Here is an 18,222-nt window from a genome sequence, read left to right as displayed (position 1 = left end):
GGCTCTTCGGTTAGCGATGGGCGCTAGGTGCGGCTAGTGCACGGGCGGCGGCGACATCCGCATTGATCGCCGTTTTCAACGCCTCCAGGGAGGCGAAACGCTGCTCTTCACGCAGCTTCTGGTGGAAAACCACCGTCAAACGCCGGTCGTATAAATCACCGGCAAAATCCAAAAGGTGAACTTCCAGGTGGGCCTTGCCATCACCTGCAACCGTGGGCCTGACGCCTATATTGGCGACTCCCGGCCACGATTGGCCGTCGATGTCGACGCTGACCAGGTAAACCCCGGTCAACGGTACACGACGGCGCTTGAGTTGCACGTTGGCAGTTGGCGTGCCCAATTGGCGCGCCAGCTTCTGGCCGTGCAGTACCCGCCCGGCAATGCGGAACGGGCGACCGAGCAAACGCTCGGCCAGGTCGAAGTCGGCGGCAGCCAGGGCGTTACGCACCTGGGTGCTGCTCACGCGCAGGCCGTCCAGTTCGACGGTTTGCGCGGCTTCGACGGTAAAACCCTGGTTGACGCCAGCATGTTGCAGGAAATCGAAGTCCCCGACCCGGTCACAACCGAAATGGAAGTCGTCGCCGACTTCCAGGTGTTGTACACCCAGGCCGTCCACCAGGATGCGGTCGACGAACTCGGCGGCGCTGAGGCTGCGCAAGCGCTGGTTGAAAGCCAGGCAGAGGACGCGGTCCACGCCCTCCTCCGCCAGCAGTTGCAGCTTGTCGCGCAAGCGCGCCAAACGGGCCGGCGCTGTTTCCGGGGTAAAGAACTCCCGCGGTTGTGGCTCGAAAATCACCACGCAGCTGGGCACGCCCAACTCGACCGCACGCTCGCGCAACCTTGCCAGGATAGCCTGGTGGCCACGGTGAACACCGTCAAAGTTGCCAATAGTGGCGACGCAGCCCCGATGCTCGGGGCGCAGGTTGTGGAGACCTCGAACCAGCTGCATAACGCGCTTCTTGCTCATAAAGTGGTCGATTATAACCACACCCGGCCCCGGACGACAGGCAACAGCGCAGGCCAAATGGGTCGAATCGATAAAACAATCGTTTTATCGCGGCAAAGTCTCTATCCCAGCGACTTGCGATTGAAATCCCGCAGGCGGAAACCCTGCAACAGCAACATCCCGAAGTACACCACCACGCCCGCCACCACCAACACGCCCAAGCGCATAAAGCGCTCCAGCATATCGCCATCGCCCCAGGCCGGCATCACGTGCATCAAGCCCACCAGCACAGCGGACATCGCAGCCACCGCCACGAGCAACTTGAGGGTAAACATCGCCCAACCCGGCTGTGGTTGATACATATGCTGTTTGCGCAGTTGATAAAACAGCAGGCCAGCATTGATACAAGCTCCGGCACTGATCGCCAGCGCCAGCCCGGCATGGGCCAAAGGACCGATAAATACCAGGTTGAGCAGTTGCGTGACAATCAGCGTGAAAATCGCGATTTTCACCGGCGTACGGATGTTTTGCTGCGCGTAGAAGCCCGGTGCCAGCACCTTGATCACAATAATGCCGAGCAGGCCGACAGAGTAGGCAACCAGCGCGTGCTGGGTCATCAAGGCGTCATGCGCATCGAATTGCCCGTATTGAAACAGCGAGACCGTCAGCGGTTCGGCCAGGATTCCCAGGGCCAAGGCGCACGGCAACACCAGCAGGAAGCACAGACGCAGGCCCCAATCGAGAATGCGCGAATACTCCTGACGATCCTTGCTGGCGTAGGTGCGTGCCAGGGTGGGCAGCAGGATCGTGCCCAATGCCACGCCAAGCACACCGGATGGCAACTCCATCAAGCGGTCGGCGTAGTACATCCACGATACCGAGCCGGATACCAGCAACGAGGCAAACGCGGTGTTGATGATCAGGGAAATCTGACTGACCGATACCCCGAGTATCGCCGGCAGCATATTGCGCATCACGCGCCAGACGCCGGTGTCCTTGAGGTTCAGGCGTGGCAGTACGAGCATGCCGATTTTTTTCAGGTGCGGGAGTTGGTACAGCAACTGCGCCAGGCCGCCGGCCAGGACCGCCCAGCCCAGGGCCATGACGGGCGGATCGAAATACGGCGTAAGGAACAGCGCAAAAATAATCATGCTGACGTTCAGCAAGGTCGGCACAAAGGCCGGTACCGAGAAACGATTCCAGGTATTGAGGATCGCCCCGGCGAGCGAAGACAGGGAAATCAGCAATATATAAGGAAAGGTCACCCGCAGCAGATCAGTGGTGAGCGCAAACTTTTCCGGCGTATTGGCAAAACCGGGCGCCGTGGCCCAGATCACCCAGGGCGCGGCGAGCATCCCGACGATGGTTACCAGCATCAGCACCAGCGTCAGCAAACCCGAGACGTAGGCGATGAACGTACGAGTCGCCTCCTCACCATGCTGGGTCTTGTATTCGGCCAGAATCGGCACGAACGCCTGGGAAAACGCGCCTTCGGCAAAGATCCGTCGCAGCAGGTTTGGGAGTTTGAAGGCAATAAAGAAGGCATCCGTGGCCATACTGGCGCCAAAGATGCGCGCCAGCAGAGTGTCACGCACAAACCCCAAAACCCGGGAGATCATCGTGATAGAGCTGACCGCAGCCAACGATTTGAGCAGATTCATTGAAAGAGTTTGCGCCTATAGATAAAGAGCAGGCGAACAAAGCGCCCACTTATGCGATACTGCGCGCCTGCAACAGCACAGAGCCAAAGCTCGCGAGTTTACAGGTCAAGCGCCGGAAATAAATCACCCGCCTCTTCAGATCGACCACTCAGCAGTTCGCATCAGCCGCCCTTGACAACCCATCAAGTCATCGGCATGATTCGCGGCCTATTTTGTTTGCTATTTCCTAAAAAGTCTTTCGAGGAGCTCGACGGTGGCCAACACACCTTCCGCCAAAAAACGTGCAAAACAGGCTGAGAAGCGTCGCAGCCACAACGCCAGCCTGCGTTCCATGGTTCGTACCTACATCAAGAATGTAGTTAAAGCCATCGACACCAAAGACGCTGAAAAAGCTCAAGCTGCTTACGTTCTGGCCGTGCCAGTTATCGACCGTATGGCCGATAAAGGCATCATCCACAAGAACAAGGCCGCTCGCCATAAGAGCCGCCTGAATGGCCACATCAAGGCTCTGAGCGTTCCTGCTGCAGCCTAAGTGGTAACAACTGCCACGTAGCCCAGGTTGCGTAACAGTTAAGAAATGCCCCGTACCGAAAGGTCCGGGGCATTTTTGTTTGCCCACGGAATCATCACAAATCCCCTTGTGGGAGCAAGCCCCCTCCCACATTAAAACGCAAAAAAAACGCCCCGAACCAGTCGGGGCGTTTTTGCTACCGATTGATCAAACCACAATCAATGGTGGTGACCGCCTTCACCGTGGACGTGGCCGTGGGCCACTTCTTCCTGGGAAGCATCGCGGATGGCAACGATTTTCACTTGGAAGTTCAGGCGCTGGCCAGCCAGAGGGTGGTTGCCGTCGACAGTCACATCATCGCCGTCCAGGTCACGGATGGTGACGATCTGCATTTGGCCGTCCGGCGCGGAAGCGTGAAACTGCATGCCCACTTCCAGCTCGTCAACGCCTTCGAACATGCTGCGGCTCAACGTGCTGACCAGCTCGGCGGAGTATTCGCCGTAGGCATCTTCAGGTTCTACGGCAACGGTCAGTTCGTCACCGACGTTCTTGCCTTCCAGGGCTTTTTCCAGGCCTGGGATGATGTTACCTGCGCCTTGCAGGTAGACCAGCGGCGCGCCGCCGGCTGAGCTGTCGATGACCTCACCAGCGTCGTTGGTCAGGGTATAGTCGATGGAGACAGCCTTGTTAGCGGCGATCGTCATGGGGCGAGACCTTTTGCATAAGAATGAAGAACGGACAAGTCTAAACAAGGATTTGTCCGAAAGCGAACAGAACCCGGACAGACGGGGCCGACCAACGGTCTCGACGATCACCGGATTCCGCCAGGACGAAGACCTGCACTGGGTTGCCGAGCTGTCCTGCGGCCACACCCAGCACCTGCGCCACCAGCCACCGTGGCAGTCGCGCGCCTGGGTCCTGGACCCCGCGCAACGCCTTGAAAAAATAGGCCAACCCTTTGCGTGCGGCTGGTGTGCGCAAGTGCGCGAATAACGATAACCTTGACGCCTGATTCGCGGTAGGCGCCCATGCATAGGGCGCCACCCAAGCCATGCACCTCCAGAGAATTCGCATGCAGACTTTTTTTATCGCGCCCACCGATTTTGGTGTGGGTCTGACCTCCATCAGCCTTGGGCTGGTGCGCACCCTGGAACGGGCCGGCCTTAAAGTCGGCTTCTTCAAACCGATTGCCCAGCCACACCCGGGCGATACCGGCCCGGAGCGCTCCACTGAGCTGGTGGCACGTACCCACGGCCTGAAGCCACCACAACCCCTGGGCCTGGCCCATGTGGAGCGAATGCTCGGCGACGGCCAACTCGATGAGCTGCTTGAAGAAATCATCACCCTGTATCAGCAGGCCGCAGTAGGCAAAGACGTGCTGATCGTCGAAGGCATGGTGCCGACCCGCAGCGCCAGCTACGCCGCGCGGGTCAACCTGCACCTGGCCAAGAGCCTGGATGCGGAAGTGATCCTGGTCTCGGCGCCGGAGAACGAAGTGCTCACCGAGCTCTCTGGCCGGGTGGAATTGCAGGCCCAACTGTTCGGCGGCCCCAAAGACCCGAAAGTATTGGGCGTGATCCTCAACAAAGTGCGCACCGACGAAAGCATGGAGGCATTCTCGGCGCGCCTTAAAGAGCACTCGCCGTTGTTGCGCAGCGGCGATTTCCGCCTGCTTGGCTGCATCCCCTACCAGCCCGAACTCAATGCCCCGCGCACCCGCGATGTCGCCGACCTGATGGGTGCGCAGGTCCTCAACGCCGGCGACTATGAAACCCGGCGCATGACCAAGATCATCATTTGCGCCCGTACCATGCGCAACACCGTAGAACTGCTCAAGCCCGGCGTCCTGGTGGTCACCCCCGGCGATCGCGACGACATCATCCTCGCCGTCAGCCTGGCCGCGATCAACGGCGTGCCACTGGCCGGGCTGCTGCTGACCAGCGACACCCTGCCCGACCCGCGCATCATGGACCTGTGCCGCGGCGCCTTTCAGGCCGGATTGCCAGTATTGTCAGTGAGCACCGGCTCGTACGATACCGCCAACCAGCTCAATAGCCTCAACAAGGAAATCCCCATCGATGACCGCGAGCGCGCGGAGATCATCACCGACTTCGTCGCCAGCCACCTCGATGCACGCTGGCTGCACCAGCGTTGCGGTACGCCACGGGAGATGCGCCTGTCGCCGGCGGTGTTCCGCTACCAGTTGATCCAACGGGCCCAGGCCGCCAACAAGCGCATCGTGTTGCCCGAGGGCAGCGAGCCGCTGACGGTGCAAGCCGCCGCCATCTGCCAGGCCCGAGGCATTGCCCGCTGCGTGCTGTTGGCCAAACCGGAGGATGTCGAAGCGGTCGCCCGTGCCCAGGGTATCGAGCTACCCGAGGGGCTGGAGATTCTTGACCCGGACCTGATTCGCCAGCGCTATGTCGAGCCGATGGTTGCCTTGCGCAAGACCAAAAGCCTCAACGCCCCCATGGCCGAGCAACAGCTGGAAGACACAGTGGTGATCGCCACCATGATGCTCGCCCTGGACGAAGTGGACGGCCTGGTCTCCGGCGTCATCCACTCCACCGCCAATACCATTCGCCCGGCCCTGCAACTGATCAAGACCGCCCCGGGCTGCACCCTGGTGTCGTCGGTGTTCTTCATGCTGTTCCCCGAGCAGGTGCTGGTATACGGCGACTGCGTGATGAACCCGCACCCGAGCGCCGCGGAACTGGCGGAAATCGCCCTGCAAAGCGCCGACTCGGCCGCCGCGTTCGGCATCACGCCACGCGTGGCGATGATCAGCTACTCCAGCGGTGATTCGGCCAGCGGCGAAGAAGTGGAAAAAGTCCGCGAAGCCACCCTGCTCGCCCACGAACAGCAAGGCTCGCTGCTGATCGACGGACCGCTGCAATACGACGCCGCCGCCAATGAAAGCGTGGCCCGGCAATTGGCGCCCAACAGCCAGGTGGCGGGCAAGGCCACGGTGTTCGTATTCCCCGACCTGAACACCGGCAACACCACTTACAAAGCCGTGCAACGCAGCGCCGATTGCGTGAGCCTGGGGCCGATGCTCCAGGGCCTGCGCAAACCGGTCAACGACCTGCCGCGCGGCGCCCAGGTAGACGACATCGTGTACACCATCGCGCTGACTGCGATCCAAGCCGCCAACCGACCTATGGATATCTAAATGCTGGATTTTCTACCTGCCGCCGTACGCGGGGTGATCGCTTCGCTGTTGCTGGCGCTGAACACGATCCTGCTGTGCTCGTTCCTGTTTATTGTCGCGCTGTTCAAGGCACTGCCCTTCGCCAAGCGCTTCAGCGAATGGCTGATGAACCACACCCACGAAGCCTGGGTGACCAACAACAAAGGCTGGATGAACCTGGTGCGCCGCACACGCTGGCACCTGAGCGGCCTTGAAGGCCTGGACTATCAGCATTCGTATCTGGTGACCAGCAACCACCAGAGCTGGGTCGATATCATGGTGCTGCAATACGTGCTTAATCGGCGCATTCGCCCGCTGAAGTTTTTCCTCAAGCAAGAGCTGATCTGGGTGCCGGTGATTGGTTTGGCGTGGTGGGCACTGGGCTTTCCGTTCATGAAGCGCTACACCAAGGCTTATCTTGAGAAGCACCCGGAAAAGAAAGGCAAAGACCTGGAAACCACCCGCAAGACCTGTGCGAAGTTTCGCGACAACCCCGTGGGGATTTTCAACTTTGCCGAAGGCACACGCTTTACGCCGGGCAAACATGCGCAGCAAAACTCCCCATTCCGCTATTTACTCAAGCCCAAGGCCGGCGGTATTGCGTTTGTGCTGGATGCCATGGGGGAGCAGCTCAAATCACTGGTGAATGTGACCATTCACTACCCTGCCGGGCGTCCCGGCTATTGGGATTTGCTGTGCGGGAATGTGAAGGAGGTGGTGGTGCAGTTTGAAGAGGTGCAGATCCCGGCTGAATTCATTGGCAAGAATTATGAGCAGGATGGGGAGTACCGGTTAGCGTTCCAGGGCTGGATCAACCGGTTGTGGGAAGACAAGGATGCGTTGCTGGAGCAGTTGCACAAAGACTTTCCAGCCAGCCGCTGATCAACATGTGGATGCAATTCAATGTGGGAGCTGGCTTGCCTGCGATAGCGGTGGATCAGCAAAGGATAAATAAACTGACAGTCCGCCATCGCAGGCAAGCCAGCTCCCACATTGACCGAGTCCACATTTGAGAATGTGTAAAAAGCCCGCCACCGATCACTCGGTGGCGGGCTTTTTTGTGCGGCAATAAAGCCTAGATCGCGCCGCGCTGACGCAACAACTCCAGCACTTGCTTGACGCTGTCTTCCAGCGACAAGGCCTGGGTATCGATCACCAGGTCGGCATTCAACGGCACGTCGTACGGGAAGGACTCGCCAGGGATGTTATCCCCACCGGCCGCGTACAAACCTTGCGGATCACGCTCGGCACATACCAGCGGCGACGCCTGCACATAGACGGTCAAGAGGCGATCACTGCCAATCAGCGCCTTGGCCTGTTCACGGCCTTCGGCATCCGGCGCGACAAAAGCCGCCAGGGTCAGCAAACCGGCTTCGTTGAACTGACGCGCCACGTGAGCCGCACGGCGCCAGTTCTCGGTGCGCCCGGCACGGTCCTGAGGCAAGCCTTTGTTCAGGTCATGCCGCAGGTTCTGGCCGTCCAGCACGAACACCGCACGCCCCATGTCGAACAGCTTGCGCTCAACCGCATAGGCCAACGTGCTCTTGCCGGCGCCCGACAAGCCGCTGAACAACACGGTGGCCGGCTGCTGGCCGAAACGCAGGGCACGTTCTTCAGTGGCCACGTGTGCCAATTTGTCGTGCTGCGCTGCACCGCCCTGGCTGGCCGGTGGCGCGATGATCATGCCCGCGGCCACGGTGCCATTGGTCAGACGGTCGATGACGATAAAGGCGCCGGTGGTGCGATTGCTGTCATAGCCATCCAACGCAATGGCGGCATCAAGGCTGACCTTGACCCGGCCAATTTCGTTGAGCTGCAGCGAACTCGCCGGGCCTTCGGCCAGGGTGTTCACGTCCACGCGATGCACGATGCTTGTGATAGAGCCCGGCACGTAGCTGGTAGCGCGCTTGATGTCGTATTTCTTGCCCGGCAGCATCGGCTCTTCAGCCATCCACACGAGCATGGCATCGAACGCATCGGTCACTTGCGGCACATTGTCGGCATGCACCAACAGGTCGCCACGAGAGATATCGATCTCGTCTTCCATGGTCAGGGTGACGGCCTGGCCTGGGCCGGCGTGCTCCAGCTCACCTTCGAAGGTGACGATGGATTTGACCCGGCTGCGTTTGCGTGACGGCAGCACCACGACTTCGTCGCCTTTGTGCACGATGCCGCTGGCAAGAGTACCGGCAAAACCACGGAAATTCAGGTTCGGGCGGTTGACGTACTGCACCGGGAAACGCAGGTCGGTGTAGTTGCGGTCGTTGGCGATCTCGACGGTCTCGAGGATCTCCATCAGCGACTGGCCGGTGTACCAGGGCGAACGCTCGCTCTTGTTCACCACGTTGTCGCCCTTGAGCGCCGACATCGGCACGAAGGCCAGGGTACTTGGCTTGAACGCGATGCCTTCGGCGAACTTCAGGTAATCGGCCTTGATCGACTCGAATACGCTTTGGTCAAAGCCGTTGATGTCCATCTTGTTGACGGCCACCACGATGTGCTTGATGCCCAGCAACGAGGCGATAAAGCTGTGGCGACGGGTCTGGGTCTGCACGCCATAGCGGGCGTCGATCAGGATGATCGCCAGGTCACAGGTGGACGCACCGGTGGCCATGTTGCGGGTGTACTGCTCATGGCCCGGGGTGTCGGCGATGATGAACTTGCGCTTGGCGGTGGAGAAGTAGCGGTAGGCAACATCGATGGTGATGCCCTGCTCACGCTCGGCCTGCAGGCCGTCGACCAGCAAGGCCAGGTCGATGTCATCGCCGGTGGTGCCGGACTTCTTCGAATCGCGGGTGATGGCTTCCAGGTGATCTTCGTAGATCATCTTGGAGTCGTGCAGCAGGCGCCCGATCAGGGTGCTCTTGCCGTCGTCGACGTTGCCGCAGGTCAGGAAGCGCAACATCTCTTTGCGCTCGTGCTGGCCCAGGTAGGCGAGGATGTCCTCGCTGATCAAATCAGATTGATGCGACATGACAGCCCCTTAGAAATAGCCTTGACGTTTTTTATCTTCCATGGAGCCGGCGCCATCGTGGTCGATGACCCGGCCCTGGCGCTCGGAAGTTCGCGTCAGGAGCATTTCCTGAATGATGTCCGTCAGCGTCTCGGCTTCGGACTCCACCGCGCCCGTCAACGGGTAGCAGCCAAGGGTACGGAAACGGACCTTCTTTTTGACGATGCGGGCTTTGTCTTCGTCGGACAGGTGTTCGAGGATGCGGTCGTCGTCGATCATGATCAACGTGCCGTTCTTCTCGATCACTTCGCGCTCGGCGGCGAAGTACAGCGGCACGATCGGGATGCCTTCCAGGTAGATGTACTGCCAGATATCCAGTTCGGTCCAGTTGGACAACGGGAACACGCGGATCGACTCGCCCTTGTTGACGTTGCCGTTGTAAACGTTCCACAGCTCCGGGCGCTGGTTCTTCGGGTCCCAGCGATGCTTGCTGTCGCGGAACGAGTACACGCGCTCTTTGGCACGGGACTTCTCTTCATCGCGACGGGCGCCGCCGAACGCTGCGTCGAAACCATGCTTGTCCAGGGCTTGCTTGAGGCCCTCGGTCTTCATGATATCGGTGTGCTTGGCGCTGCCGTGGGTGAAGGGGTTGATACCCTGCGCCACACCATCCGGGTTGACGTGAGTGATCAGGTCCAGACCAAGCTCTTCGACCATTTTGTCGCGGAACTTGTACATTTCCTGGAATTTCCAGCGCGTGTCGACGTGCATCACTGGGAACGGCAGCTTGCCCGGGAAGAAAGCCTTGCGTGCCAGGTGCAACATCACGGCGGAGTCTTTACCGATCGAGTAGAGCATCACCGGGTTGTCGAACTCGGCGGCGACCTCGCGGATGATGTGGATGCTTTCCGCCTCCAGCTGTTTCAGATGCGTCAGTTTGTCGACCATGGTTACTCACGGAAAAACGATCTTATGGACGGCCAGGCGGGCCGTGTTCGAGCGGGGCATGCTAGCACAGCACCTTCTTCTATTCAGGGCGCCATCTAGATCGAAACGGTATATGAATATACCGGCCAGTTTGGCCGCAAATAGACTCAAGTGTGGGAGGGGGCTTGCTCCCGATAGCAGTGTGTCAGTTAGTACATTTCAATGATCCATCGCCATCGGGAGCAAGCCCCCTCCCACATTCAGTCGCGCTCTAAGGCTCAGATCGGGTTCGGGCAGTCGATAAATAGATGCTCCAGGGCAAAGCGTCGCGCCAGGTAATCGCCCAACGCCTGCACCCCATAGCGCTCGGTGGCGTGATGACCGGCAGCAATGAAGCTGACGTCGTTTTCACGGGCGCTGTGGAAGGTCTGCTCGGAGGCCTCACCGCTCAGGTACAGGTCGACCCCGGCGGCAATCGCCTGGTCGATATAGCCCTGACCACCTCCGGTGCACCAGCCGACGCGGCGGATCATCTGGCTGCCTTCGATCAACAGCGGTTCGCGCCCCATCGCATCCTGCACACGGCGGGCGAAATCACGCGGTGACAAGGGTTCGGCCAGCGACCCGACCAGTCCGACCACCTTGGGGTTGCTCGGGTCCAAAGGGCCTTCGACCGTGATGTCCAGTTGTTTGGCCAGCTGCGCGTTATTGCCCACCTCAGGGTGCAGGTCCAATGGCAGGTGATAGGCCAATAGGCTGATGTCGTGCTTGAGCAGGGTTTTCAGGCGGCGCTGCTTCATGCCGGTGATACACGGGCTCTCGCCCTTCCAGAAATAACCATGATGCACAAGCACCAGATCGGCCCCGGCTTCGACGGCGGCGTCCAGCAGCGCCTGGCTTGCGGTCACACCGCTGACGATGCGCATCACCTGCGGGCGGCCCTCGACCTGCAAGCCATTGGGGCAATAATCGGCAATTTTGGCACTGCCAAGGTAGCGGTCGGCTTCCTCGACGAGGGTGGTAAGGGGGACGGCCATAAAAGACTCCTAAATATCCGGTTCGCAGGCATCGCAGCCTCGTATAATGCGCGACATTATGGGCGCTCGCCCGCCCCCTGCAACCTGTCAGGACTTACTTGATGCTCAAGGCACTGCGTTTTTTTGGATGGCCATTGTTGGCTGGCGTGCTGATCGCGATGCTGATTATTCAGCGTTATCCCCAATGGGTGGGCCTGCCTACCCTGGATGTGAACCTGCAACAAGCACCGCAAACCAACACGGTGGTGCAGGGCCCGGTCACCTATGCCGACGCGGTCACCATTGCGGCCCCTGCGGTGGTCAACCTGTACACCACCAAGGTCATCAACAAACCGGCACACCCGCTGTTCGAGGACCCGCAGTTTCGCCGCTACTTCGGTGACAACGGCCCCAAGCAGCGCCGCATGGAGTCGAGCCTGGGTTCCGGGGTAATCATGAGCCCCGAAGGCTACATCCTCACCAATAATCACGTGACTACCGGCGCCGACCAGATCGTGGTCGCCCTGCGTGATGGCCGCGAAACCCTGGCCCGTGTGGTGGGCAGCGACCCGGAAACCGACCTCGCAGTACTGAAAATCGATTTGAAGAACCTGCCATCGATCACCCTCGGTCGCTCCGACGGGTTGCGCGTGGGTGACGTAGCACTGGCTATCGGCAACCCGTTCGGCGTGGGCCAGACGGTCACCATGGGCATCATCAGCGCCACCGGGCGCAACCAGTTAGGCCTTAATAGCTACGAAGATTTCATCCAGACCGACGCAGCCATCAACCCGGGCAATTCCGGCGGTGCGCTGGTGGATGCCAATGGCAACCTGACCGGCATCAACACGGCGATTTTCTCCAAGTCCGGCGGCTCCCAAGGCATCGGTTTTGCGATCCCGGTGAAGCTGGCGATGGAAGTGATGAAGTCGATCATCGAACACGGCCAGGTCATTCGCGGCTGGCTGGGCATTGAAGTGCAACCCTTGACCAAGGAACTGGCCGAGTCGTTTGGCCTGACCGGACGCCCAGGCATCGTGGTCGCCGGAATCTTCCGTGATGGCCCGGCACAGAAAGCCGGCCTGGAGTTGGGCGATGTAATCCTCAGCATCGACGGTGCACCGGCCGGTGATGGCCGCAAGTCGATGAACCAGGTAGCGCGAATCAAACCGACCGACAAGGTGGCGATCCTGGTCATGCGTAACGGCAAGGAGATCAAGCTCTCGGCGGAAATCGGCCTGCGTCCGCCACCGGCGACCGCACCGATAAAAGAAGAGCAGTAGCCGATACGCCCAAGTGCCCGTCCGCGGGCACTTGCAAGGCCATTTTTGCGGCGACTCATTCTCATTGGGCATGTTATATTGTTTCAATATCGCTATTGGAACGCTCTATCATGCCGTCTCGAAAGTTTGTGCCCTTGGCCGGCCTGGCCTTGGGTTTGCTGCTCGACCCTGCCTACGCCGAAGAAAACACCCTGGAACTGGACACCATCAGCGTAACCTCCGAGGCGTATGAGTCCGCCACCGGCCCGGTCCAGGGCTATCGCGCCACCCGCTCTGCCAGTGCCACCAAAACGGATACCGCCCTTCGCGACATACCGCAATCGATCAGCGTGATCCCCGCCACGGTGCTCAAGGACCTGGGCAGTACCAGCGTGGAGCGCGCCCTGGAATTTGCCGGCGGCGTATCCAAGCAAAACAACTTCGGTGGCCTGACCCTCTACGAATACAGCGTGCGCGGCTTCACTACGTCTGAGTTCTACCAGGACGGTTTCAGCGCCAACCGCGGTTACCCCAGTACCCCGGACGCGGCAAATATCGAACGCATTGAAGTTCTCAAAGGCCCCGCCGCCAGCCTGTATGGGCGTGGCGATCCTGGCGGCACGGTGAACATCGTCACCAAGAAACCCCAGCCCGAAGCGTTCACCACCTTGCAAACCAGTGCTGGTAGCTGGGACCGCTACCGCACTGCGCTGGATGTGAATACGCCGCTGGACAGCGAAGGGCGCGTCTTGTCACGGGTGAACCTGGCGGTTGAAGACAAGCACAGTTTCCGCGATCACGTGGACGCTAAACGAGTGTTCGTCGCGCCGTCGCTCAGTTGGCAGTTGACCCCGGACACCCAGTTGCTGGTCGAAAGCGAATTCGTGCGCCACAGCTCCACCTTCGACCGGGGCATCGTCGCCGATACTGGCATGTCCCATTCCACCTTTCTGGGCGAGCCCAACGACGGCAATATTCGCAACCACAACAACCGCATCCAGGCCGCGTTGGAACACCACCTCAACGACGCCTGGAAGCTGCGCCTGGCCAGCCACTACAAGCAGGGCAGCCTGTGGGGCGATGCGTCGGAAAGCCGTGCGCTGAATGGGGACGGTCACACCGTCAACCGTCGCTACCGTGAACGCTCGACCGGTTGGCATGACAGCATCACCCAGCTGGAATTGCGTGGGCTGTTCGATATCGGCAGCTGGCAGCATGAACTGCTGATCGGCACCGAATACGAGGATTACCGCAAAAAGGAGCGCGTGACAGCAATCGGCGGCGACTACCCTATCGACATCTATAAACCGGTCTATGGCCAGGCCAAACCCAATGGCGCACGCTCCGGCACCGACTTCTTCGAACAGACCAAAAGCCACGCGCTGAACCTGCAAGACCAGATCATCTTCACCGACCGTCTGCGAGGCATGATCGGTGCGCGCTTCGAGCACTTCGAACAGAGCACCGACAACTTCGCCCGCAACCACGCCAAAAGCCGCCAGACCCACGACGCCCTGACCCAGCGCGCCGGCCTGCTCTATCAGCTCACACCGCAAGTCGGGGTATTTGCCAACGCATCCACCTCATTCAAGCCGAACAGCAGCCTGGATGCCGGCGGCAAATCCTTCAAGCCCGAAGAAGGCGTGGGCTATGAGGTGGGCATCAAGAGCGAGCTGTTTGACGAGCGCCTCAGCGCGACGCTCGCAGCCTTCCATATCGAAAAGGAAAACGTGCTCACCCTGGACCCGGCGACCAACACCGACCGCGCCATTGGCAAGGCCCGCAGCCAGGGATTTGACCTGCAGGTGACCGGGCAAGTGACCGACGCCATACGCGTGATCGGCGCCCTGGCCTATATCGACGCCGAAGTGACCAAGGGCGACAAAACCATCCCCACGGGCAGTCGCATTCTCGGGGTCGCCAAGCGCAGCGGCAGTCTGTTGGGCGTTTATGAATTCCAGGACGGGGCGTTGCGCGGTTCAGACCTGGGGGCGGCGTTTACTTATGTGGGTGACCGCTCCGGTGAGGCGGGCACAGGCTTCGAACTGCCGGCCTACCACACCGTGGATTTGCTGGCCCATTACAAGGCCACGAAGAATGTCACCGTGGGGCTGAACCTGAATAACCTGTTCGATGAGAAGTACTACGAGCGGTCCTATAGCCGCTATTGGACCAACCCTGGTGAACCGCGCAACCTCACCGTCAGCCTGACCCTCAATCTCTGACGGGCATAAAACTAAATGTGGGAGGGGGCTTGCTCCCGATAGCAGAGTATCAGGCAGTATATCTGTCACTGATCCATCGCCATCGGGAGCAAGCCCCCTGCCACATTTGAGTCACCGCAAGGCTTGACTACAAGGCAACGGGCGCTCGTTCGCACAGGGTATTGAGCGCCGCCGCCCATTGCGGGTCATCATTCAAGCACGGCACCAACACCAACTCCTCGCCCCCCGCCTCGCGGAACTGCTCCCGCCCGCGATCACCAATTTCTTCCAGGGTCTCGATGCAGTCGGCGACAAACGCCGGGCACATCACCAGCAGCTTCTTCACGCCCTGCTGGGCCAGCGCCTCCAGGCGGGCCTCGGTGTAGGGCTCGATCCACTTGGCCCGGCCCAGGCGCGACTGAAACGCCACCGACCACTTGCCATCGGGCAAACCGGCACGCGCGGCAAAATCCCGGGCGACGCTGAAGCATTGGGCGCGATAGCAGGTGGCGAGCACCTCTGGCGATGCGTTCTTGCAGCAGTCGGCATCCTTGAAGCAATGCCCGCCGGTAGGGTCGAGCTTTTTCAGATGGCGCTCGGGCAGACCATGGAAACTGAGCAGCAAGTGATCGAAATCCTGCTCCAGGTAAGTGCGTGCGCTGGTTACCAGAGCATCGAGGTACTCGGGCTGGTCGTAAAAAGGCTGCAGGATCGAAAACTGGATAGCGAGTTTCTTGTCGCGCACCACGCGCCTGGCTTCTTCTATCACCGTGGTCACGGTGCTGTCGGCAAATTGCGGATACAGCGGCGCCAGTGTCACCTTGCCGATACCCTGGGCGGCCAGCCGTGTCAGGGCGGTTTCCAGCGACGGCTCGCCATAACGCATTGCCAGTTCCACAGGGCCCTGGGTCCACTGCGCAGTCATCTGCTGTTGCAGACGACGGCTCAAGACCACCAACGGCGAGCCCTCATCCCACCAGATCGACGCATAAGCATGGGCAGACTGCTCCGGGCGCTTGATCAGGATCAGCGACACCAGCAAACGCCGCACCGGCCATGGCAGGTCGATCACATAAGGGTCCATCAGGAACTGATTGAGGTAGCTGCGCACATCAGCCACCGAAGTGGACTTTGGCGAACCCAGGTTGACCAGTAACAACGCGTGATCGGTCATGCAACATCCTATCTTTAGAGGCGGCTGGACAGGTCGTCCAGAGCCGCACGCAACTCAGTGAACTGGAAAGTGAAACCCGCCGCCAGCAGCCGTTCAGGCAAGGCCTTCTGCCCGCCCAGCAACAAACCAGACAATTCGCCTAACCCAACCTTCAGTGCAAACGCCGGCATCGGCATGAACGCCGGGCGGTGCAAAACCTGGCCGAGGGTCTTGGCAAACTCGCGATTACGCACCGGGTGTGGCGCGCAGGCATTATAAGGACCGCTGGCGTCAGTCTTGTGCAGAAGAAAATCAATCAGGGCGATTTGATCCTTGATATGCACCCATGGCATCCACTGCCGACCATTACCGATCGGCCCGCCCAGCGCCAGTTTGAAGGGCAGCAACAGGCGCGACAAAAAGCCGCCCTGCGCCGACAGCACCAGGCCGGTGCGCACCAGCACCACGCGAACGCCCAAGGCGTCGGCACGTTGGGCGGTTTCTTCCCAGGCAATACACAACTGGCTGGGGAAATCGTCCAGCACCGGCCCGCTGGCTTCGGTCAATTCGCGCTCGCCGCCGTCGCCATACCAGCCCACGGCGGAGCCGGAGATCAGTACCGCCGGTTTCTGCTCCAGGCTGTCGATCCAGGCCAGCAGGGTTTCGGTGAGACTGATTCGACTGCTCCACAGCAATGCCTTGCGCTTGTGGGTCCAGGGCCGGTCAGCGATGGGGGCACCCGCCAGGTTGACCACCGCGTCCACCGCGCCAATCACCTCTTGCAGGCGAGCCACCCCAAGCACCTGTGCGCCGCAGAGCCTGGCGACCGTTTCCGGTTGCCGGCTCCACACCGTCAGGCGATGCCCCTGGGCGAGCCAGTGTTGGCAAAGTTGACGACCAATCAGGCCGGTACCGCCGGTCAGCAAAATATGCATGGGACTCTCCTCATGTAACGTTCGCCGCCGCTCACTGGTCTATTTTATAAGCAGGGATCAATTTGATAATCGAGCGTGACGCGCGTTCAAGCCTGAGCTTAACCATAGGTCACGCCACACAATCAGGCACGCCAAAACTTATACCAAAAAACAATATTGTACAGCTATTGGTGTCGGCGTAGTCTGTACCCAACGGTAAAACGAGGCCTCCCATGACTGTCCCCATCGCGATCATCGGCACCGGCATAGCCGGTCTCTCCGCCGCCCGAGCGTTAAAAGACGCGGGCCACACCGTACAACTCTTCGATAAAAGCCGCGGCAGCGGTGGCCGCATGTCCAGCAAGCGCAGCGATGCCGGCGCGCTGGACATGGGCGCGCAATACTTCACCGCCCGCGACCGGCGCTTCGTCAACGAAGTGCAGCGCTGGCAAAGCAATGGCTGGGCCGAACAGTGGAAGCCCCAGCTGTACAACTTCAAGTCCGGCCAACTGACGCCTTCCCCCGATGAACAGATCCGCTGGGTCGGTACACCGCGCATGAGCGCCATCACCCGCGCCCTGCTCGATGACCTGCCGGTGGAGTTCGGTTGCCGCATCACCGAGGTGTTCCAGGGCACACAGCACTGGAACCTGCTCGACGCCGACGGTGAGAGTCACGGCCCCTTCAGCCATGTGATCATCGCCACACCGGCCCCTCAGGCCACTGCCCTGCTGGCCGCTGCCCCCAAGCTGGCAAGTGCCGCCGCCGGGGTGAAAATGGACCCGACCTGGGCCATTGCGCTGGCCTTCGACAAGCCCCTGGATACACCGATGGAGGGCTGCTTCGTGCAAGACAGCCCCCTTGACTGGTTGGCGCGCAACCGCAGCAAACCGGGGCGCGACACCACCCTCGACACCTGGGTGCTGCACGCCACCAGCGCCTGGAGCAAGGCGCACCTGGACCTGTCCAAGGAAGCGGTAATCGAGCACTTGCACGGCGCCTTCGCCGAACTGCTGCACAGCGCCATGCCCGCGCCGTCATTCAGCCTGGCGCACCGCTGGCTCTACGCTCGCCCGTCGGGCAGCCATGAGTTCGGCGTACTGGCCGATGCCGACCTGGGCCTTTTCGTCTGCGGCGACTGGTGCCTTTCGGGCCGGGTAGAAGGCGCCTGGCTCAGTGGCCAGGAAGCGGCGCGACGCTTGATCGCACACCTGCAATGAACCGCCTCAACCCCAGCAAGCTGCTGCTGTCGAAATGGACGGCAGCACAGCCACGCAACAAGGAAAAACACTTTCTGGTCACCGAATTGTTTCGTGATGACGAAGGCACGGTGCTGGAAATCGAGTTGCAAGCGGTGCTGACTCACCGTGCCGAACGCCTGCCATGGCAGACCCTGCAAAACGCCGAGTGCTGGAAAATCGGCTGGAAGTAACGCTGCAAAAAACCTATACAAACTATTTGACTTGTACAACATCGAATCTATGA

16 protein-coding genes are annotated in these 18,222 nt (G+C 60.4%); 8 read left to right on the top strand and 8 right to left on the bottom strand.

All coding sequences use genetic code 11. The annotated features are described in order from the left end of the window. Window positions 1-10: 10 nt before the first annotated feature. Together ribF and murJ are read right to left on the bottom strand one after the other, a co-directional pair. Window positions 11-949, bottom strand: a complete 939-nt coding sequence (gene ribF / locus PSEBG33_RS22935; protein ID WP_003188404.1) for a bifunctional riboflavin kinase/FAD synthetase — start codon at window positions 947-949, stop codon at window positions 11-13. A 119-nt stretch (window positions 950-1,068) separates the two neighbouring features. Further along, window positions 1,069-2,607, bottom strand: a complete 1,539-nt coding sequence (gene murJ, locus PSEBG33_RS22940; RefSeq protein ID WP_005784648.1) for a murein biosynthesis integral membrane protein MurJ — start codon at window positions 2,605-2,607, stop codon at window positions 1,069-1,071. A 253-nt stretch (window positions 2,608-2,860) separates the two neighbouring features. Here murJ and rpsT point away from each other — a divergent pair, with 253 nt between their 5' ends. Then, window positions 2,861-3,139: a 30S ribosomal protein S20 gene (rpsT, locus tag PSEBG33_RS22945; RefSeq protein WP_003188401.1), complete on the top strand. Its 279-nt coding sequence runs from the start codon at window positions 2,861-2,863 to the stop codon at window positions 3,137-3,139. Window positions 3,140-3,336: 197 nt separating this feature from the next. Here rpsT and PSEBG33_RS22950 read toward each other — a convergent pair whose 3' ends face one another. Further along, window positions 3,337-3,822, bottom strand: coding sequence for an FKBP-type peptidyl-prolyl cis-trans isomerase (locus PSEBG33_RS22950; RefSeq protein WP_003188398.1), 486 nt, complete (start codon window positions 3,820-3,822; stop codon window positions 3,337-3,339). Between PSEBG33_RS22950 and PSEBG33_RS28420 the strand changes: the two genes are divergently transcribed. From PSEBG33_RS28420 to PSEBG33_RS22965, 3 genes are all read left to right on the top strand, one after another. Next, entirely contained in the window at window positions 3,791-4,111 is a 321-nt protein-coding gene (locus PSEBG33_RS28420) for a DUF3565 domain-containing protein (RefSeq protein WP_087945220.1), read from the top strand. The genes PSEBG33_RS22950 and PSEBG33_RS28420 overlap by 32 nt on opposite strands. Window positions 4,112-4,190: 79 nt before the next feature. Next, on the top strand, window positions 4,191-6,290 hold the full coding sequence (pta, locus tag PSEBG33_RS22960) for a phosphate acetyltransferase (RefSeq protein WP_005784644.1): 2,100 nt from the start codon (window positions 4,191-4,193) through the stop codon (window positions 6,288-6,290). Further along, window positions 6,291-7,190 carry an acyltransferase gene (locus PSEBG33_RS22965; protein WP_005784643.1) on the top strand — a complete coding sequence of 300 codons (900 nt, stop codon included), beginning with the start codon at window positions 6,291-6,293 and terminating at the stop codon, window positions 7,188-7,190. A gap of 193 nt (window positions 7,191-7,383) precedes the next feature. On the opposite strand, the gene cysN is transcribed toward PSEBG33_RS22965, so the two are convergent. From cysN to PSEBG33_RS22980, 3 genes are all read right to left on the bottom strand, one after another. Continuing rightward, entirely contained in the window at window positions 7,384-9,282 is a 1,899-nt protein-coding gene (gene cysN / locus PSEBG33_RS22970) for a sulfate adenylyltransferase subunit CysN (protein ID WP_005784642.1), read from the bottom strand. Between the two features lie 9 nt (window positions 9,283-9,291). Further along, on the bottom strand, window positions 9,292-10,209 hold the full coding sequence (cysD, locus tag PSEBG33_RS22975; protein WP_005784641.1) for a sulfate adenylyltransferase subunit CysD: 918 nt from the start codon (window positions 10,207-10,209) through the stop codon (window positions 9,292-9,294). Between the two features lie 257 nt (window positions 10,210-10,466). After that, a complete protein-coding gene (locus tag PSEBG33_RS22980; protein WP_005784640.1) occupies window positions 10,467-11,225 on the bottom strand; it encodes a Nif3-like dinuclear metal center hexameric protein in 759 nt (252 codons plus the stop codon). 101 nt (window positions 11,226-11,326) lie between these two features. On the opposite strand from PSEBG33_RS22980, the gene algW reads away from it, so the two are divergent. Both algW and PSEBG33_RS22990 read left to right on the top strand, forming a co-directional pair. Continuing rightward, a complete protein-coding gene (algW, locus tag PSEBG33_RS22985; protein WP_005784639.1) occupies window positions 11,327-12,487 on the top strand; it encodes a Do family serine endopeptidase AlgW in 1,161 nt (386 codons plus the stop codon). A 110-nt stretch (window positions 12,488-12,597) separates the two neighbouring features. After that, window positions 12,598-14,691, top strand: a complete 2,094-nt coding sequence (locus PSEBG33_RS22990) for a TonB-dependent siderophore receptor (protein WP_005784638.1) — start codon at window positions 12,598-12,600, stop codon at window positions 14,689-14,691. Window positions 14,692-14,818: 127 nt separating this feature from the next. On the opposite strand, the gene hemH is transcribed toward PSEBG33_RS22990, so the two are convergent. Together hemH and PSEBG33_RS23000 are read right to left on the bottom strand one after the other, a co-directional pair. Continuing rightward, entirely contained in the window at window positions 14,819-15,844 is a 1,026-nt protein-coding gene (gene hemH, locus PSEBG33_RS22995; RefSeq protein WP_005784637.1) for a ferrochelatase, read from the bottom strand. Between the two features lie 14 nt (window positions 15,845-15,858). Next, entirely contained in the window at window positions 15,859-16,758 is a 900-nt protein-coding gene (locus tag PSEBG33_RS23000) for a TIGR01777 family oxidoreductase (protein WP_005784636.1), read from the bottom strand. A 212-nt stretch (window positions 16,759-16,970) separates the two neighbouring features. Here PSEBG33_RS23000 and PSEBG33_RS23005 point away from each other — a divergent pair, with 212 nt between their 5' ends. Continuing rightward, window positions 16,971-17,957 carry an NAD(P)/FAD-dependent oxidoreductase gene (locus PSEBG33_RS23005; RefSeq protein WP_005784635.1) on the top strand — a complete coding sequence of 329 codons (987 nt, stop codon included), beginning with the start codon at window positions 16,971-16,973 and terminating at the stop codon, window positions 17,955-17,957. Continuing rightward, window positions 17,954-18,169 carry a TIGR02450 family Trp-rich protein gene (locus PSEBG33_RS23010; protein WP_005784634.1) on the top strand — a complete coding sequence of 72 codons (216 nt, stop codon included), beginning with the start codon at window positions 17,954-17,956 and terminating at the stop codon, window positions 18,167-18,169. Before PSEBG33_RS23005 ends, PSEBG33_RS23010 begins: the two co-directional genes overlap by 4 nt. Window positions 18,170-18,222 lie beyond the last annotated feature (53 nt).

The organism is Pseudomonas synxantha BG33R, from assembly GCF_000263715.2.
In the GTDB taxonomy this organism is placed as follows: Bacteria; Pseudomonadota; Gammaproteobacteria; order Pseudomonadales; family Pseudomonadaceae; genus Aquipseudomonas; species Aquipseudomonas synxantha_A.
The sequence above is the reverse complement of the archived record's forward strand: the minus strand, read 5'-3'. Positions and strand labels throughout refer to the sequence as shown.

Coding starts and splice junctions, on each gene's coding strand:
- PSEBG33_RS23010 (WP_005784634.1), top strand. CDS start 17,954: ATGAACCGCCTCAACCCCAGCAAGCTGCTGCTGTCGAAATGGACGGCA.
- PSEBG33_RS22965 (WP_005784643.1), top strand. CDS start 6,291: ATGCTGGATTTTCTACCTGCCGCCGTACGCGGGGTGATCGCTTCGCTG.
- ribF (WP_003188404.1), bottom strand. CDS start 949: ATGCAGCTGGTTCGAGGTCTCCACAACCTGCGCCCCGAGCATCGGGGC.
- cysD (WP_005784641.1), bottom strand. CDS start 10,209: ATGGTCGACAAACTGACGCATCTGAAACAGCTGGAGGCGGAAAGCATC.
- PSEBG33_RS22980 (WP_005784640.1), bottom strand. CDS start 11,225: ATGGCCGTCCCCCTTACCACCCTCGTCGAGGAAGCCGACCGCTACCTT.
- cysN (WP_005784642.1), bottom strand. CDS start 9,282: ATGTCGCATCAATCTGATTTGATCAGCGAGGACATCCTCGCCTACCTG.
- algW (WP_005784639.1), top strand. CDS start 11,327: ATGCTCAAGGCACTGCGTTTTTTTGGATGGCCATTGTTGGCTGGCGTG.
- pta (WP_005784644.1), top strand. CDS start 4,191: ATGCAGACTTTTTTTATCGCGCCCACCGATTTTGGTGTGGGTCTGACC.
- PSEBG33_RS22950 (WP_003188398.1), bottom strand. CDS start 3,822: ATGACGATCGCCGCTAACAAGGCTGTCTCCATCGACTATACCCTGACC.
- hemH (WP_005784637.1), bottom strand. CDS start 15,844: ATGACCGATCACGCGTTGTTACTGGTCAACCTGGGTTCGCCAAAGTCC.
- murJ (WP_005784648.1), bottom strand. CDS start 2,607: ATGAATCTGCTCAAATCGTTGGCTGCGGTCAGCTCTATCACGATGATC.
- PSEBG33_RS28420 (WP_087945220.1), top strand. CDS start 3,791: ATGGAGACAGCCTTGTTAGCGGCGATCGTCATGGGGCGAGACCTTTTG.
- PSEBG33_RS22990 (WP_005784638.1), top strand. CDS start 12,598: ATGCCGTCTCGAAAGTTTGTGCCCTTGGCCGGCCTGGCCTTGGGTTTG.
- PSEBG33_RS23000 (WP_005784636.1), bottom strand. CDS start 16,758: ATGCATATTTTGCTGACCGGCGGTACCGGCCTGATTGGTCGTCAACTT.
- PSEBG33_RS23005 (WP_005784635.1), top strand. CDS start 16,971: ATGACTGTCCCCATCGCGATCATCGGCACCGGCATAGCCGGTCTCTCC.